The 16,558-nt window shown below is 46.3% G+C and carries 20 protein-coding genes; 6 read left to right on the top strand and 14 right to left on the bottom strand.

Annotated elements, in window-relative coordinates:
* Positions 1-103 precede the first annotated feature (103 nt).
* Positions 104-970, top strand: coding sequence for a 23S rRNA (adenine(2030)-N(6))-methyltransferase RlmJ (rlmJ, locus tag MSG38_RS08980; RefSeq protein WP_050632610.1), 867 nt, complete (start codon positions 104-106; stop codon positions 968-970).
* A 286-nt stretch (positions 971-1,256) separates the two neighbouring features.
* Here the strand turns inward: rlmJ and MSG38_RS08975 are convergent, their stop codons facing one another.
* From MSG38_RS08975 to MSG38_RS08965, 3 genes are all read right to left on the bottom strand, one after another.
* On the bottom strand, positions 1,257-2,345 hold the full coding sequence (locus tag MSG38_RS08975) for an alkene reductase (RefSeq protein WP_248401649.1): 1,089 nt from the start codon (positions 2,343-2,345) through the stop codon (positions 1,257-1,259).
* Positions 2,346-2,403: 58 nt separating this feature from the next.
* On the bottom strand, positions 2,404-3,597 hold the full coding sequence (locus MSG38_RS08970; protein ID WP_248401648.1) for an MFS transporter: 1,194 nt from the start codon (positions 3,595-3,597) through the stop codon (positions 2,404-2,406).
* Positions 3,598-3,682: 85 nt separating this feature from the next.
* Positions 3,683-4,366, bottom strand: a complete 684-nt coding sequence (locus MSG38_RS08965; protein WP_248401647.1) for an SDR family oxidoreductase — start codon at positions 4,364-4,366, stop codon at positions 3,683-3,685.
* 173 nt (positions 4,367-4,539) lie between these two features.
* Between MSG38_RS08965 and MSG38_RS08960 the strand changes: the two genes are divergently transcribed.
* The 5 genes from MSG38_RS08960 (at position 4,540) to MSG38_RS08940 (ending at position 8,348) form a co-directional block, all read left to right on the top strand.
* A complete protein-coding gene (locus MSG38_RS08960) occupies positions 4,540-5,469 on the top strand; it encodes a LysR family transcriptional regulator (protein ID WP_248401646.1) in 930 nt (309 codons plus the stop codon).
* A 113-nt stretch (positions 5,470-5,582) separates the two neighbouring features.
* Positions 5,583-5,975: a GFA family protein gene (locus MSG38_RS08955; protein WP_017057647.1), complete on the top strand. Its 393-nt coding sequence runs from the start codon at positions 5,583-5,585 to the stop codon at positions 5,973-5,975.
* Between the two features lie 29 nt (positions 5,976-6,004).
* Complete coding sequence (locus tag MSG38_RS08950; protein WP_048610240.1) at positions 6,005-6,472, top strand: OsmC family protein; 468 nt, start codon at positions 6,005-6,007, stop codon at positions 6,470-6,472.
* Between the two features lie 122 nt (positions 6,473-6,594).
* Positions 6,595-7,827, top strand: a complete 1,233-nt coding sequence (locus MSG38_RS08945) for a PatB family C-S lyase (RefSeq protein ID WP_048610243.1) — start codon at positions 6,595-6,597, stop codon at positions 7,825-7,827.
* Between the two features lie 176 nt (positions 7,828-8,003).
* Positions 8,004-8,348, top strand: coding sequence for a ribosome recycling factor family protein (locus tag MSG38_RS08940; RefSeq protein ID WP_048610245.1), 345 nt, complete (start codon positions 8,004-8,006; stop codon positions 8,346-8,348).
* Between the two features lie 144 nt (positions 8,349-8,492).
* Here the strand turns inward: MSG38_RS08940 and MSG38_RS08935 are convergent, their stop codons facing one another.
* The 11 genes from MSG38_RS08935 to MSG38_RS08885 form a co-directional block, all read right to left on the bottom strand.
* On the bottom strand, positions 8,493-8,732 hold the full coding sequence (locus MSG38_RS08935; protein WP_017061273.1) for an RNA-binding protein: 240 nt from the start codon (positions 8,730-8,732) through the stop codon (positions 8,493-8,495).
* 131 nt (positions 8,733-8,863) lie between these two features.
* Positions 8,864-9,538 carry an SDR family NAD(P)-dependent oxidoreductase gene (locus MSG38_RS08930; RefSeq protein WP_048610247.1) on the bottom strand — a complete coding sequence of 225 codons (675 nt, stop codon included), beginning with the start codon at positions 9,536-9,538 and terminating at the stop codon, positions 8,864-8,866.
* 255 nt (positions 9,539-9,793) lie between these two features.
* Positions 9,794-10,060, bottom strand: coding sequence for a hypothetical protein (locus tag MSG38_RS08925; protein ID WP_048610083.1), 267 nt, complete (start codon positions 10,058-10,060; stop codon positions 9,794-9,796).
* A gap of 246 nt (positions 10,061-10,306) precedes the next feature.
* Positions 10,307-10,849, bottom strand: coding sequence for a DUF3833 domain-containing protein (locus MSG38_RS08920; protein ID WP_248401645.1), 543 nt, complete (start codon positions 10,847-10,849; stop codon positions 10,307-10,309).
* Positions 10,846-11,421 carry a chalcone isomerase family protein gene (locus MSG38_RS08915; RefSeq protein WP_248401644.1) on the bottom strand — a complete coding sequence of 192 codons (576 nt, stop codon included), beginning with the start codon at positions 11,419-11,421 and terminating at the stop codon, positions 10,846-10,848. The genes MSG38_RS08920 and MSG38_RS08915 overlap by 4 nt, the downstream gene beginning before the upstream one ends.
* A gap of 3 nt (positions 11,422-11,424) precedes the next feature.
* Entirely contained in the window at positions 11,425-11,946 is a 522-nt protein-coding gene (locus MSG38_RS08910) for a DUF2878 domain-containing protein (RefSeq protein ID WP_017061278.1), read from the bottom strand.
* Complete coding sequence (locus MSG38_RS08905; protein WP_048610077.1) at positions 11,924-13,204, bottom strand: cyclopropane-fatty-acyl-phospholipid synthase family protein; 1,281 nt, start codon at positions 13,202-13,204, stop codon at positions 11,924-11,926. Before MSG38_RS08905 ends, MSG38_RS08910 begins: the two co-directional genes overlap by 23 nt.
* Before the next feature lie 105 nt (positions 13,205-13,309).
* A complete protein-coding gene (locus MSG38_RS08900; protein WP_248401643.1) occupies positions 13,310-14,116 on the bottom strand; it encodes a DUF1365 domain-containing protein in 807 nt (268 codons plus the stop codon).
* Positions 14,113-15,384, bottom strand: a complete 1,272-nt coding sequence (locus tag MSG38_RS08895; protein WP_050643592.1) for an FAD-dependent oxidoreductase — start codon at positions 15,382-15,384, stop codon at positions 14,113-14,115. Before MSG38_RS08895 ends, MSG38_RS08900 begins: the two co-directional genes overlap by 4 nt.
* A gap of 2 nt (positions 15,385-15,386) precedes the next feature.
* Positions 15,387-16,118 (bottom strand): SDR family NAD(P)-dependent oxidoreductase, encoded by a 732-nt coding sequence (locus MSG38_RS08890; protein ID WP_248401642.1) that lies wholly within the window; start codon positions 16,116-16,118, stop codon positions 15,387-15,389.
* Positions 16,118-16,549, bottom strand: coding sequence for a nuclear transport factor 2 family protein (locus tag MSG38_RS08885; RefSeq protein WP_009846086.1), 432 nt, complete (start codon positions 16,547-16,549; stop codon positions 16,118-16,120). The genes MSG38_RS08890 and MSG38_RS08885 overlap by 1 nt, the downstream gene beginning before the upstream one ends.
* Positions 16,550-16,558 lie beyond the last annotated feature (9 nt).

The raw sequence follows: 16,558 nt of genomic DNA, 5'->3' as shown, positions 1-16,558 counted from the left end.
GTTACAGAAAAGAGAGCCTATTTCAAAAAACGATGGATTCAGCAGGCAAGCCCCCATGATATGAAGTATGTTTAGATGACGTCAGTAGAAATGAGGCAAAGGAATGGAATATCGACATCAATGTCATGTAGGCGACCATGGGGATGCGCTAAAGCATCCAGTATTGAGTGCACTTGTTCAGTCATTAATGCAGCAACATTCACGCCTCAATGTTATCGACACGCACTCTGGTACAGGGTGTTATGACCTCACTACTGCACCCAGTAATCATGCTGGTGAGTTTGCTGAAGGGGTCGGGTACTTGTGGCGAAACAAGGCTTATCTTCCTCCGGCATTTGCTTCTTTTATGTCGGTGCTGGAATACTACAATCCGAATCAACTTATCTCTCTTTATCCGGGTTCTGCAGCCATCACCTACCAACAAGGCCGCAGCCAAGATAGCTTCTATTTTTCAGACATTCAGCAAGATGAAGCCGACTTATTACAAACCAACATTGAGAAGCTGCAACGCGATCTTGATGTCTCAAGTAAGCTCACCATTACCGCGGGCGATGGCTTGAAAGCACTGCCTGACGACATAGCAAAGCACGACAATCATCACCTGATTGTTATCGATCCACCCTATGAAACCGATTCTGAATATCTCGCAGTGATCGATGCTTTGGTTAAGGCGTATCAGCAGTCTGAGAAGGTATCAGCATTAATTTGGTATCCGCTTTACACGGATGATAAGAGCTCACTGATTCTGAACCACTGTGTGACAGCGGTGAAAGATGGCTTGCTACCCAGTCCGATTAAGTCGGAGCTTCGCCTTCGAGATCCCAAGGGTGATGATCGCCTGATCGGCAGTGGTTTGCTGTTGTTTAATCCACCACAAGGCATTGCGGGAACGGTCGCAGATACGCTCGATTATTTACACAGCCAACTCGCGACTAATGGTGAAGGTTACTGGCAAATGAGAAGCTTATAGATCTGATTTTTATGGGTTTTATGATGGTTTTCTAGACATCAATCACTAAATCACTGTTATCTATGTGGTTTAAATTGACCAAACGCTAACTTTTATCGATTGATTAATTGCAGTGAATCATTTAAAAATAGAATATCAATGCGCACAAGTGCATAATGGCTCATAAGTTAAATAATTAAACTAGATTGTGGTTTACCCCCTAAACTGCATAAGGCTCGCACTAGTCATGCGAGCCTTTCTTTTGCCTGTCGTAAAACTCAAGGCATCACTATCACTTCAAAATCCACTACAACGCTGGATAATCGATATAGCCTTTTTCGTTGCCGCCGAATAGGGTGGCACCATCGAGTTCGGATAGTTCGCTGCCGTTTTGTAGGCGTGATACGAGATCTGGGTTGGCGACGAATGGGCGACCAAATGCGACGAGGTTGGCGTAGCCTTTACTTAACACTTCTTCGGCGCGTTGTGGTGTGTAACTGCCAGCGACGATGATGGTGTTAGAGAACAACTCTCTTAGTTCGACACGGAAGCTTTCAGGGATAACTGGAGCATCATCCCAGTCGGCTTCTGACAGGTGCAGATAAGCGATATTACGAACTTGCAGTTCCTTTGACGCTTCTAAAATCGTTGGAACGATGTCTGGGCAGTTCATGTCTTTGAAGGTGATGAACGGAGCCAAGCGTACACCTACTTTGTCTGCGCCAATTACATCAATCACTGCATCCACCACTTCGATTAGGAAGCGAAGTCGGTTCTCGCGGCTACCGCCGTAGTTGTCGGTGCGCTTGTTTGAGTTAGTTCTTAAGAACTGGTCAATCAGGTAGCCATTACCACCGTGGATCTCGACGCCGTTAAACCCTGCCTCGACCGCTTTTTTCGCTGAGTTAGCAAAATCTTGAACAACACGATCGATGTCTGCTTGGGTCATCTCTCTTGGTTGGATGCAATCGACCATGTTGCCGTTACCATTTTCATCAGAGATCCAAACCTGCGTTTCTATTGGAGCTAATGCAGAAGGTGCAATCGGTAACTCGCCTTTTTGAAAGGTAGGGTGTGATACTCGGCCTACATGCCATAGCTGGCAGAATATCGCGGCACCTTGCTCTTTGGCTGCTGTGGTTACTGACTTCCAACCTTCGATTTGTGCATCGGTGTAAACGCCGGGAGTGAAAGAGTAACCCTGAGAGTCATCTGAAATTTGGGTCGCTTCAGTGATGATAAGCCCTGCACTTGCGCGTTGTTGGTAATAGGTTGCCATCATGTCGTTTGGCACGTTTCCAGGTTGGCTAGTACGAGCGCGTGTCATAGGTGCCATAACCACGCGGTTTTGCAGTTCTAGGCCTTTCAGTTCTGATGTTTCGAATAATTTGTTCATGGTTTCTACCTTGTTTTAATGCTGTGATCTTTCGTTTTTTATTGGGGCTATAGCCGTGTTATTTGCTTTCTGCTGGGCTGAAAATAGAGTTGCTTTGTGGCTTGCCCGCTCGGTTGGCTTTGGCGATAAGCAGCAAACCAATCACTGGGACAACAACGGCTGCGAATGGAATCATGCCTGCGCCTAGTTGGCTGTCGAGAACCATGCCGCCAAGGAATCCACCGAAGGCATTGGCTAAATTAAACGCTGAGATATTCGCGGTTGCTGCTAGCTCTTGGCCTTCGCCACCGTGGCTCATTACTCGAAGTTGCATGGCTGGAACGTTAGCAAATGATGCAATACCAAAGACAAATGCCGCTACAACGAATAGGATTTTGTTGTCTACCACAAGGCCAACCACCACCAATGAAACGATCATTGCGACTGCCCAAAACATTGAAGCTTTGCCTAGGTTTTTATCTGAAGATCGTCCGCCCAAGGTGTTACCGATGATTAAGCCGACACCCACAATCACTAAGATCCAAGTAACAGACTCTTGACCGTAGCCGGTGATGTGCATAGCGATTGGCGCAAGGTATCCGTATAGCGTCATGAAGCCAGACCAAGCAAAAGCAGTGATTGCCAAACTGATCAGCAGCATTGGATTTTTGAACGCTAACAGCTGAGTTTTGATGTCTTTTGCTTCACTGTGACCATTCGATTTGATTGACGTTAGAATAGAAATCATCGCAATCGTGCCAAGTGCCGCAACGGTAAAGAAGGTGGTGTGCCAACCGAATTGCAAGCTCACCCATGTACCAGCTGGAACGCCAAGAACGTTAGCGAGCGTTAAGCCTGCGAACATTTGACCGACCGCGCGACCTGCCATTTTTTCAGACACTAAGTTGGTTGCGACAACCGCACCGATGCCATAGAAAGGGCCTTGCACTAAGCCTGCGATAACACGACTCGCCAGTAGAAGCGGATAGCTTGGCGCTAAGGCGGATAAGACGTTGCCAATAATGAACAGTGCCATTAAGCCAATTAGCACCACCTTCTTATTAAAGCGCGCAAGGTAGATGGTTAAGATTGGCCCGCCGATAACGATAGCTAGCGCATACGCACTGATTAGATAGCCCGCTTGGCCTTCAGTGATTGAAAGGGAAGTCGCAATTTGTGGAAGAATGCCTGCGATAACAAATTCAGCGGTGCCAATGGCAAAAGCTGCGAGTGTCAGTATCCAAACTTGGAATGGAATCTTTTCTTGTTTCATGATGAGTTACCTGTGTAAATTCTTGTTTGTTAGGACGTTTAGAGACACGTCCTAACGATTGTTCTTTGTGTCTTGGCGAGATGTTTTAGCCGAGCAACGCACCGCCATCGATGTCGATGATTGAGCCAGTCACGTATGGGTTAGTAATCACGAACAGGTAACCCATAGCGATTTCTGAGGCTTCGCCAACCTTGCCTGCAGGTAAATTGTTTTTTGCGTTGTCGTACATGGCTGAGCGAGCTGTGTCGTCCATGTTTTTGTAGGCTGTTGTCATGGTTAAGCCCGGACTTACGGCGTTCACTCGAATTGGTGCGAGCTCTTTCGCAAGCACTTTAGTGACGCTTTCAAGTGCGGCGTTGATGGCGGTTTTTACGTAAGTGCCAGCCACTACTTTGCGTGACAACATGCCCGTCGTGAGCGTGATAGAGCCGTTTGGCGTCATGTAGCGTGCGGCATGTTTGGCTACGTTTAAGCTGCCCCAAAACTTAGTGTCAAAAGCTGTCTTAGCGTCTGCGGTTGCGACGTCTGTTACTTTTCCTGCGGGAGCGGATGAGCCAGCCGTTACGATTAAGTGGTCAAACACGCCAATCGATTCGAAGTATTCACAAATTGACTTTTCATTGCTGATATCAAGGCCTGTATGTCGGCTAGCGACGTGCACTGTGTTGTTTTCGTTTCTCAATTTCATCGCGAGTGCATTACCGATGCCTGATGTGCCACCAATGATGACGAAAGTGCGTTGCTCTTGATTAGTCGATTCGTTAGTCATGCTCTGAATTCCTGCGTTGTTCTGTTGATGTTTGTCATTATATGTATTCGACTAAATTTGATAATTGGCTAAAATATAAATTCATTATTCGGATAATATGAATAATGTGGCTAAGTGTTGAGATCGAGCATTAAGAGCGAGAAGTAAGACGAAGAGGCGGAAGCGAGAATCGTATGGATAAGTTTTCAGATATGGCGATGTTCGTCAGTATTGTTAAGCATCACGGGTTAGCGGCGGCGGGGCGCGAACTGGGTTTATCACCTGCGACCATGACAGCAAGGCTTCAGGCACTTGAAGAGCGCTATGGTGTGAAGTTGTTGAATCGAAGCACGCGCCATGTGTCTTTAACCGACTCTGGCGAGCTGTATCACAAGGCGTGTCTGGAGATATTAGATAATGTCGGTGAGGCCGAAAACCTGATTCAAAATGGCGTCAAAGAGGTCAAAGGTTCACTCAAAATCGCCGCGCCGAAAGACATCGGGAAACAGTACATTCTTCCGATTCTCTCTGAGTTCTGTCAGCAATATCCCGACGTGATCCCTTACCTCTACTTGAACGATAACCTGTCGAACATTGCTGAATCTGGCATGGATATCGTGGTCCGTTATGGTGAATTGGTCGACAGCAGTTTGATATCCAGACGCTTGTCACCAAGCCGACGTGTGCTGTGTGCTTCTCCTGAATATCTTGCCAAGCATGGAACACCGTTAACACCACAAGATTTGGTTGATCACGATTGTTTAGCCATGCTGCGCAGCAATGAAGAGCTCAAGACATGGCACTTCCAAGATCATGATATGAAGAAGTCGATTACCGTTGTTCCGAAGCGATTTTCAGACGATGGCGAAGTGATTCGTTATTGGGCATTAAAAGGCGAGGGCATTGCGCTTAAATCGGTGCTGGATGTGCAAGACGACATCAATAACCAGCGCCTTGTGACGCTGCTTAATGGCTACATGAAGAACTTCAACACCGCGATGTCGGTGTCGAGTGCCGATTTGAATGTGGTGTATATCAGCAAGAAGTATCAGCCGAAGCGTATCCGGCTGTTTCTTGATTTTCTGTTTGAACGCTTTGGCAATTTGGTTGAAAAGTCTAGTTAGATTAGCCGAGAAGCAGCGCATGACAGATCTCTCGAACTCAACACCCGGCTACGGACAGAGAGTATTGAACTGGTTATGATACGACCAACATAAGGATGTGATTGGAGAGAAAAATGAAAGTCGTCGGAGATACGGTCATCCAACCTTTTCACAAGGCAACCTGCCATTGCGGTGCGGTTGAACTAGAGCTCAGCTTACCTAACGGGATAGAAAAACCACGCCGCTGTGATTGTTCTATCTGTCGTCGCAGGGGAGCGATTGTGGGCTCTGTTGCGCTGGATGGCATCAAGATCCTCAAAGGTGCGGAGCATCTTAAGCTTTATCAATTCAATACCAACACCGCAAAGCATTACTTCTGCTCAAACTGCGGCATCTATACCCATCATCAACGCCGTTCTAGCCCAAATGAATACGGTTTTAACATCGGCTGTTTGGAAGGGGTAAACCCTTTTGATATTGGTGATGTGGTGACCAACGATGGTGTTAACCATCCAGCTGATCGTTAATTTATGGAGCATTAAAAAGGGAAGGAATTATGTCTGAATATGGAGCGGTCATTCGCTGGCAAAAAGCGCAAGATGAAGCCTTTAGCGACAATCAATACAGTCGCGGCCATGCGTGGGAGTTCGATGGTGGTGTCACTGTGCCTGCTTCGTCCTCTCCACATGTTGTTCCACTGCCGTTTTCGGTGGAAGCGAATGTTGATCCAGAAGAAGCGTTTATTGCGGCACTTTCTAGCTGTCATATGCTGACGTTTTTGGGCATTGCCGCAAAGCAGAAGTACGTGATCGACTCTTATGTGGATGATGCGATTGGTGTGTTGGAAGAAGATGATTCAGGCCGCTCGTCTGTCACTAAGGTGACTCTGCGCCCTAAGATTGTGTTTTTAGGTACCAAAAAGCCCACCGCCAAGCAGCTCGACAAACTGCATCACTTGGCACACAAAAACTGCTTTATCGCGAACTCAGTAAAAACAGAGATTGTGGTCGAGATGAGAGATTAATTTAAAACAATCACAAGATTTCTTTAAAAGCTTCGTCCTTTTTATCTCGCTATCGTCTTAAGGGTATTCATGCAATCCAGTTGATTGCAAAAAGACCGAACACACTATTTGAGGACACCTCCATGACAGCGTTTAACAGTGCATCGAATTACGGTGAAAATGCGTTTATCAAAAGCAAACCAGAGATGCTTGAGAGCATTTACAACACCACCGATGTATTTCCTTACTGGGTTGCCGATATGGATTTTCAGGTGGCGGAACCGATCACTCAAGAGCTGAATCGCTTGGTTGAGCGTGGAGTGTACTCGTATGAGTTCAATGAACAGGCGGTTTTTGAGGCGCTATCTCAATGGTATTCAAAGCGTCATGGTTTAAGCCTGTCTGCTGACAAATTAGTTCAGGTTCCGGGAGTCTTACCAGGCATCGCGTTGTTACTGCGCCAGTTTACCAATGAGGGTGATGGTGTGCTTATTCATACGCCGGCTTACCATCAGTTTGCTAATTTGGTGAATAAGGCAGGCCGTCAGGTCGTGAATAGCCCGTTGACTAATGACGGACAGCGTTATCAGATTGATTTCGATGGTATGGAGCAACAGATCATCGAACAACAAGTGAAGACGATGATTTTCTGCAATCCGCACAACCCGACTGGGCGCGTGTGGGCAGCTCAAGAGATTGAACAAGTCATCGAAATTGCTAAGCGCCACGACGTGCTGATCATCAGCGACGAAGTCCATTCCGACATTATTTTTGAAGGTCACGCTTTTACGAGCTTAACCAGCTTTGATTACGACAAGGTCATTGCCTTGATTGGTTCTCCGGCGAAAACCTTCGGCATGCACAGCATTTCAAACGGCTATGTGTACACCAACAATAATGAGTTATTTGAAGCGTTCAAAACCAATGTGGTGGCGATGTATCTTGACCATGGTAATGCGTTCAGTACGTTTGCAACCGTGGCGGCCTTTGAGAAAGGTGGTGAGTGGCTAGATGGCATGTTGGTGTATCTGCAAGACACGGTGAAATGGATCACTGAGTTTGCGGAGCAGCGCATTCCTCAGTTAAAAGTCTTCCAACCGCAAGGCACTTACCAAGTGTGGTTTGATTTCTCAGGCTTGGGTTTTTCGGAAGAAGAGCTAAAAAATGTGGTGTTTGAGCAGGCTAAGATGGGCTTAACCCCAGGTGGTTGGTTTGGCGCTGAAAGCCCTCACTTCATGCGAATGAACATTGCCACTTCACGCGACAATATCGAGCAATCATTTACGGCTTTAGCAGACGCGATTGATGGCTTTGAGCGAGGAAGTCAGACTTCTTCAACTTGTTGTGATAGCGGCGCTTCAAAAAGCTGCTGCTGATATTGAGCGTTAGGCTCTAAAGAACGAAAAACCGCGAGGCTGCTAAGTGCATCACTGGCGGTTTTTTTGTGTCTGTGTAATCCTACGTACGGTTTTAATTGAGTGACAGTTAGAAAGTTCTGAGAGATAGGTAGAGAGCTTTTGAATGGTAGGAATAGATTGATTAGCAGAGAGTTATGTTTAGCGTCCCATTGAATAGTTTTGTACATCGTGTGAGTGATAAAAGCCAAGTGATGGCGAATGCTGTGGAATGTGGGTGTCAGTTGAAACGAGTTCGTCGTTCGCGTAATTGGCTTTTGGTCGCTCAAGAGCGTCAACTCATTGAATTTAAAACGATGCTAACCCATGAAAAAGACGGTTGGATAGCAATTGCAATCGACAAAGTATTACCTAAACCTGTGGTGTGTTTGGCATCTCTGTTGGCCGCGACACCTTCAATGACTGTGGCTCAGCTGGTGATGGAATCTGGATGTTCAATGGCTGAAGCAAGACGCGCTATTGATGAACATGAAGGTCTGTAGGCGTATCCAAATCGTGTGAAAAGAGAATTGCGAGCAGCAAAAAGCCCGTAACGATATTGCGCTGGAAAACGTCATATCGTTACGGGCTTTATCATCTGTGCTGCTGTTAAGCTAAGCCATGCGGCTTATGAAGCATTGACTCGATTAAGAGTTCGCTACTTTTACACGAATCGTGTTTTTGCCAAGCTTTGACAAGTTCAGCTTGTTTAGTGCTGCTTTAGCTTCTTCTTGCTCTGGCATTTCAACAAAAGCAAAGCCTTTTGAGTCGCCAGTTTCTTGGTCTAAAACTAGGCTGCACTCTTTTACTGAGCCAAACTCAGAAAATAGCACACGGATGTCTTGCTCAGATGTAGAGCGTGATAGGTTACGAACTAGAAGTTTCATAATAAACCTTGAATATGAATTTACGCCGAGCATTGTCGCACACTTTCATGCTCACCCTCACAAATAATTGTTCTAATCATTTCTTTGGTAACGCGTCGCTCTATTTGCTGATTAAGCGAGCTATTTACCTGCTAGCCGCGGTTTATCGTAATATCTGATACGAATCCATGCTCTGTGCTGGTCAATGCCTGTTGCAGCATTTGAGCGGCTTCTTGCGCGGTCATAAAGCTTGAGGTATCCATGTCTTTACCGCTTGTATTCCAAAACTCGGTCGCCATTCCTCCAGGATAAACCGCCACGATTTTCATCGGGTGACCTTTTAGCTCCAACCTTACCGATTCGATAAAGCCTTTCACGGCCCATTTTGCCGCGCAGTAGGTGGACTCTTCCGCTTTAGCACCTTGTGCCGCCGTCGACATCACCACTGCAATGGTGACTGATTGATCTTTGTAGCGCTGCACAAGCTCGCGAATCAAAAAGATCGAAGACTCGATATTGTTCTTCAGCATGTCGCTGATGATGGTTGGATCTTGCTGTTCTATCTTACCGAAGTAGCCACTGCCAGCACTGTGGATCACCAGTTTAGGCATTTCAGGTAACGCATCCAATAACTCACTCACTGAGTGCGGATCACAGAGATCACACGCTTGGCTAATGGTATTCGCAGGTAGGCCTTGCGCCACTTCTGCTAAACGTTGTGCGTTGCGACCTGTGATGGCTACGCGCTGAGCGTCTGTTGCGGCGTTAGCATATTGTTTCGCGAGAGCTGCGCCTAAACCGCTGCTTGATCCGGTAATTAAAATCATACTGTCTTCAATTTGTAGAGTTGATTCGAGATAGTAAGGGGCTAGGCTAAGATTTTCTGAGATCTATGGCTAAAGTTGATCGATAGCCTGGTTGATAGCTTGGGTGATCGGTCGAGCGGTAAGGCTGGATAAGAGAGTGGGGAAAGTCGTTAAGAATCGACTTGTTTGGCAAGAAATAATACCACTAAAAAGTAGCAGAACTAACAAGTAAAAGCGCCGCCATAAGAGCCAGCGCTTTTGAGTAATCATAAGTGATTATTTTTCGTCGTCGAACTGTTTGATCGTGAACGCGTCTTCGATTCGGTTAAGCTCTTCTTGTTCTTTCACTCGCTTCTCTTCTTGCAGAGTCGCTCTCGTTTCGTTGAAACGTTTTTTCTCTGACTTAGTCAGGAATTTTACAGCTTTTTTGTTGGTCAGTGCGTAAGCAACTACGTCTTCACCTTTTTCTCTGCGGTCGTTTACGCGTTGTGAGAAACGTTCATTGTCGCGAGCTTTACGCTCCGCTGAGGTCAACTTGCTCATGCTTTAAAGCCTTTTCAATTATTCATGGTAGGGAATCTACGCTTAGCGAAACAAATGGGAACTGCTTAGTGTCAGTCTAGTCCATTTGTATGCTGGTGGCGCATCTTAGCACAGTGGCTTGAGCATGCAGGTATGCTATTCGAGGTATTAAACAAAACAGCCCACAATTTTCGTTATGGGCTGTTTCGTTACGTACTGTAGATGTAGTCATCGTTTTAAAACTAAGAATCAGAAACGGCAGCTAAATCAAATCTTCTCGATGTATAAGATGACCTCTCCGACTTTAAAGCCAAACTTGGACATCTCAGTCTTGTTGAACAAGCGTTTGTCGTCCATCAAGAACATCCAATCATCGAGCACCACTTCATAGGTGCTGCCGTCTACTTCAATTTCTAGATCATATTTCCAATACAGCGCTGAACCTTGGGTCTCACCATAAGCGGTTCCAACGACATCGTTGGCAGTCCCAGAATAGGTGTTTTCGCCGGTTTTGAGCAGATTCCAAACGCGAGTAGAGCGCTCCCCATCAGCAAAAGAGAACCACTCTTTTATCTCTCCGTTGTCACCGTCCCAAGTCGCGATCAGTTTGGCATCAAAGCGGCGCAGTAGGTTACCAGAGCGGTCGAGCACCATGCCGTAGGCCATGAGCTCGCCATTAAAAAAGGTTTCAAGCTTGAGCTCTGGCGTAGTGTCGACATGGTCTTCTAAACTTGCAGAACCACAGCCCACTAGCCAAGTGAGAGAAAGAAATGCCAGAGCGAATTTTATTATTGTTGTTTTTGGATTCATTTGTTCAAACCTAAAAGTTGTTTACGAAGACCGGGTTCAGAGGTGTTTTCAGATAACCAAATCGCTAGAAAGGCTTCACCAAATTGCTTGTCTTGAATGATGCCGATCGGTTGTTCATCGAAATAAAAGCGACTCACGTTGTCTTCAGCGACACGAATCGTGAGTGTGCTTCCTTCTTCCACGTTCGGCCACATCGCGTACAAGGGTTTCAACCAACGTTGAATGTTACTGTTAGAGTAGCCAAGCTTGTTCCACTGATCTTCGGTCGCGTCTACGAGGTCTTTGCTATCGATAGAGCGGTAATACTCAAGCTTCAAAGCTCGTTCAGAGTTGGTTGGAGTCGCGTAAAATTCTGCGGAGTAGAGAGTCCAAAACAGGTAACTCATTTCACCCTGCCCACGTTTGTTCAGATCATCGACTGCAGAGGCTTTAACGCTTCCGGCAAATAAGAGCGCAGCAAAAATTAACGAGAGAGTAATAAAGCTTAGAAGTGTGTTTTTTGCTTGCTGATGAGTGCGAACAATACCGCGCTCAGGTTCGAACGTTTGTGTCGGGTTGCGTGGATAAGCCATAAGTCACCTCGTTATTGCCATTTTAGGTTGTATTAAGTTGGAGTAGGCGGCCACGAGTAAGGGCAACAAAATCCCCCAACTTATTGCAAGGGCAGCAACTACCGATGCATCTGGCCAAGTAGTAAGAAGAGCACCTGCTTTGATCCCTCCCCAATAACTACTAGTACCTGCTACGAACCCTATGACAAACAAGATCACTTTCGAGCATTTTAATAGCCAATTTAGGCTGTGGTTAAAACTGATTAAGAACATGATCCACAGGCAGACAAGCCACACCGGGAACCACGATTGATTAGCAATTTCAGAGTCGACGGCAAACACGCCGAAGTGAAGTAAGAGGCTATCAAGCAATAGCCCCAATGGTAATAAAATGAGTATCTTCAGATCGCTACTGCGAGTCGGTGATAGAAGGAAGTGAACCACTACAATCAGTGGTGTGACGAACGGGGCTTGCGCGGTAAAGAAGGCACTGCAAACCCAGGTCGCTTGAAACAGTACGAGATTAATAATCCAAAACCGCTTCATCTTTTGCTCCAAAGTAACGAGGTTTTCTTGCGACTACATGATGAGTGCTAATCACGCGCTCTTTGAATGCGCCTTCACAGTAGCAGAAGTAGAAGATCCACAAGCGCTTAAACTCTTCTGAATAGCCGAGGGACTCTAACTCTTCCCAACTATTTTCAAAGGCGATGTTCCAATCATTTAGCGTGCGAGCGTAGTGCAGGCCAATGTCATCAATTTCTTGAACCACAAGATCGGTGCTGGTCGCAAGGTGTTGGGTCATCACTGAAACTGAAGGTAAACAACCGCCGGGGAAGATGTACTTCTGAATAAAGTCGACACCTTTGCGGTATTTGTCGTAACGGCTGTCAGCAATAGTAATTGCTTGAATCAGCATCTTGCCTGAGGGCTTAAGTAACGACGAACACTTTTCAAAGAAGGTTTGTAGATATTCATGGCCGACCGCTTCTATCATCTCGATCGAAACCAACTTGTCGTACTCACCAGTGAGATTGCGATAATCCTCTTTAAGCAGGGTGATTTTGTCGGTTAAACCAAGCGCTTTTACTCTCTGTTCAGCAAGCGCATGTTGGGCATCTGAAATCGTGGTAGTGGTGACATGGCAACCGTAGTGTTGCGCCATGAAGATGGCTAAGCCGCCCCAACCTGTGCCTATCTCGACCACGCTATCTTTCTCCGACAGCTCTAATCGTTCACAGATGGTTTTCATTTTGTTTTGCTGAGCCTTCGACAAGGTTTCTGCGTCTTCGCTGTAGATAGCGGAAGAGTACTGCATCGAGCTATCTAAGAAGCGCTCGTACAGTTCGTTGCCAATATCGTAGTGAGCGAGAATATTGCGCTTAGAGCCTTGTTCGGTGTTGGCATTCTTACGACGCAGCAAGAGGTTTTTGATGCGAGAAATCCACTGTGTCTTGTCATCAAGCTCATCTAATTGGGCTTGGTTGCGAGCCATGATTTGAATCACACGCGTGAGATTTGGACTGGTCCATTTACCATCGATATAGGCTTCAGATGCCCCAATGCTGCCGTTGATGACCACATCTCTAAAAAAGGTCGCATCATGAATCACGATTCGACCTTTAAGTTCGGCTTCTCGATCACCGAACACCGAATGCTGGTCGCGCTCAATGATCTCGAGCGTCGCGAATTGCAGGCTTTCTAAAACCTTGAAGATTAAAGCTCGATATTTACAGTTGCTTGAAACAGCAACGGCTTTAGCTTGTTGTTCAATGTTGTTGTTTTGTTTGGCAAGCTGTTCCATGTAAACCTCGCTGATAACTCATTCTAATATTTTGTGCCAACTAAGCTGAGTTCTGCTCCTTGGTTGGAGCGAACCCAAGCTTCAATTGAGTTCTTTCATGTGCGCTTAAGACGTTGAGTCTGGGTGCGCCACAAACGGTACTTTTTTCAGGAATAATTTGAGAGCCTGATAATAAATTCCCATCACGACTTTTATCGTCATCGCCGGAATCTTGAATACCGTTCGTCTAATGTTTGTCTTGGTTACTGACTGTTTCGTCAGAGCCAGTGTCGCATCGAAAAGCTTATCGTCTCGGCGGCTTTCGATGTGAACTAACGTGCGTTTCGCTGGTGGCTTAATTTTCCAAAAATAAGTCATGTTCAAATCCATGAACGGCGAAACGTGAAACTCTTTTTTTACCTTCAACTCTTGGTGCATGTCGATGAGATAGTAGTGTCTTTCTCGCCAAGGCGTGTTGCTCACCTCAGCCAACATGTATTTGCAATCTCCAGTTTCGTCGTAACAGAAGAAACAGTTGATTGGGCTGAAATAGATGCCTAAACAGCGGCACTGAGCCAGCATCGTCACACGGTTTAAATCAGACCAAACCCCACCAAGTTGTTGCACTTTGGAAGCTATACGTTGCTTAAGTGATTTTGGTTCATCCGTGGTGACATTTTCTTTTTTTTCAGCGAGATAATCCGATTCGACAAAGCGAATCGGGTTGAACCAACGAGTTCCGAACAGCGCACTGCGCGCTGTGGTTTGGGGCAGCTCATCAAGATCTAACCCCATCATATAAAGCTGATAGCTGAACTCATGAGTGATGTCGCCAAAGCGGCGATGTCTGACGTTACCCCAATAGATACCGCTGAGCTCTTCACTCTTTTCGGATGCGATCCCCATCTCGGGTGTCAGGGTTTGACTGTTCATAGCGCTGAACTCGTACTCAAATCTAGACCGAAGCGTTTGGTCACATCGAGTGCACTGTGGACACCGTCTTCATGGAAGCCGTTGTACCAGTACGCGCCGGCAAAGTGCGTCTGGTTTTTGCCACAGATCTGCTCACGCTTGTGCTGAGCTTCGACCGTGTTCGAATTAAGTACCGGGTGATGATAAACAAAGCTGCGAATGATTTTTTCTGGGTCGATGGCTTCGCTTTGATTCAAGGTGACACAGAAGGTGTCTTGGCTTTCGATGCCTTGCAGAATGTTCATGTTGTACGTGACACAAGCAGGTCGTTTGCTGTCGCCATCCAACATGTAATTCCAGCTTGCCCAAGCCAGTTTTCTATCTGGGAGTAAGCGAGTATCGGTGTGCAGAACCACTTCATTGCGGCTGTATGGGATTTCGCCCAGTACCTGTTGCTCTTGTTCTGTCGCGTCACCAAGCAGGCGCAAGGCTTGGTCTGAGTGGCAGGCAAAGATTACTTCGTCGAAGTCTTGTGTGCTGCCATCTTCAAATTCAATCGTGATGCCCGTTTCTTGGCGAGTCACTTGTTTAATCGATGTATTGAGTGCAACAGGCTTACTTAGGCGTGAAAGAATGATTTCAACATAAGAACGCGATCCTTTTGGAATCACATACCACTGAGGACGGTTCGCGATATCGAGCAATCCATGGTTGTAGAAAAACTGGATGAAGAACTTCAGCTCAAACTCTTCCATCTCTTCCAAGCTTGTCGACCAAATCGCCGCGCCCATCGGTAGGATATAGTGCTGGCTGAAAAAATCGGAAAATTGATTATCTTGTAGGAAACTGCCAAGGGTAACGTCTGGTGTGAATTCATTGCTTTCAAACTGAGCCTTACACAGTTTGTTGAACTTGAGAATGTCAGACACTAAAGACCAGAACTGAGGTTTGAAGATGTTACTCCTCTGCGCGAATAACGAATTAATGCTGTGACCGTTGTACTCGAACTTAGTGGTGGTGTTGTGGACGCTGAAGCTCATCTCAGTCGGTTGCCTTTCGACACCGAGTTGTTCTAGAAGCTGATTGAAATTCGGGTAGGTTCGATCGTTGAATACGATGAAACCTGTATCTATCGAAAACGCCGAGCCTTGATGTTCAATATCAACGGTAGCGGTGTGCCCCCCTACGTAATCGTTCTTTTCGAATACTGTTACGTCGTGGTGCTTATCTAATATATGCGCGCAAGTGAGTCCAGAGATACCTGAACCGATAATGGCGATTTTCTTCATTGTTATACCATCCTTGAAGCGAGTTTTTGCCAAACTGGAGTTGGAAGCATTCTTAGTAGCTTCATCAACATGATGAATCGTCTTGGGAAATCGATTTCACTCTTTCCTTGAGCGATACCATTTACGATTCGCTGAGTTGCGGCCTCACTACTAATAATCATAGGCATAGAGAACGTATTTCGCTCGGTTAATGGCGTTTCAACAAAGCCTGGGTGCACAATTGAGACATGAATGTTGTGCGTTGCCAGATCAACCGAAAGTGTTCTGCCTAAGTAAGTGAGGGCTGCCTTTGAAGCGCCATAAGCCTCGGCTCTTGGCAAAGGTAAAAAGCTGGCGCTGGAGCTGACTAAAACCAAACGGCCGCCGGGTTTGATGTTTTTTAACCAGGCTTTAAGGGCGTAGCCAATTGAAATTAGGTTTATGTTGATGACGCGCTCGAACAGCTCGGCATCAAAATTCACTGGGTCGTCGATGTACTCACAATCACCCGCATTTAAAATCAGTAGATCAAGCGGCTTGTCTTGGTCGAGCTCTGGGAAGTTGTGGTAATCGGTCAGATCGAAACAGAGCGGCGTAATGGATGAATGTGCGATGTCTGTCTCATGAGAATCAACCAAGGCTTGCAGTTTGTCTGGGTTACGGCCACAAGCAATCACCTGATGCCCTTGTTGAGCGTAATCGATAGCGAGTGATTGGCCGATACCTGAGGTCGCGCCTGTGATCATAATACGCATTATTGGCTCGCTCTCTTTTTGATGGATTTGATGGCGCAGCCCAGAACTGGAATGTGTTCGTACAACATAGAGCCGACATCAAGATAGTCTCTGTGATAGACCACTTGACCGTCGAGCATCTTGAGGTGGCTGTGTCCTTGCACTTCGATCGGCTTTTGACCGTTCAGCTGCTTATGAGAAAATTGCATCGTCCAATACACCGAAGCTTCGTCGTTCACTTCGAAAGTGTGTTCGATATGAAAGTAACAGCTCGTTACCTGGGTGTAGAGGTTCTCGAAGTAGTGCGTAAGCGCCGAAATACCGCTGACATGATGCAGCGGGTCTTGGAATTCAATATCAGGGTGATAAACCGTCTTAAGCACGTCGAAATTGTCGGTTCCGAGTTCTCGATACATGTTGAGAAAGTTATCAAGCCATAGAGAGTTATCCATAATATTCAC

The organism is Vibrio sp. 1CM24A, assembly GCF_023161725.1.
Taxonomy (GTDB): Bacteria; Pseudomonadota; Gammaproteobacteria; order Enterobacterales; family Vibrionaceae; genus Vibrio; species Vibrio coralliirubri.
Note: the sequence above shows the minus strand (reverse complement) of the source record. Positions and strands in the feature narration are given on the sequence as shown.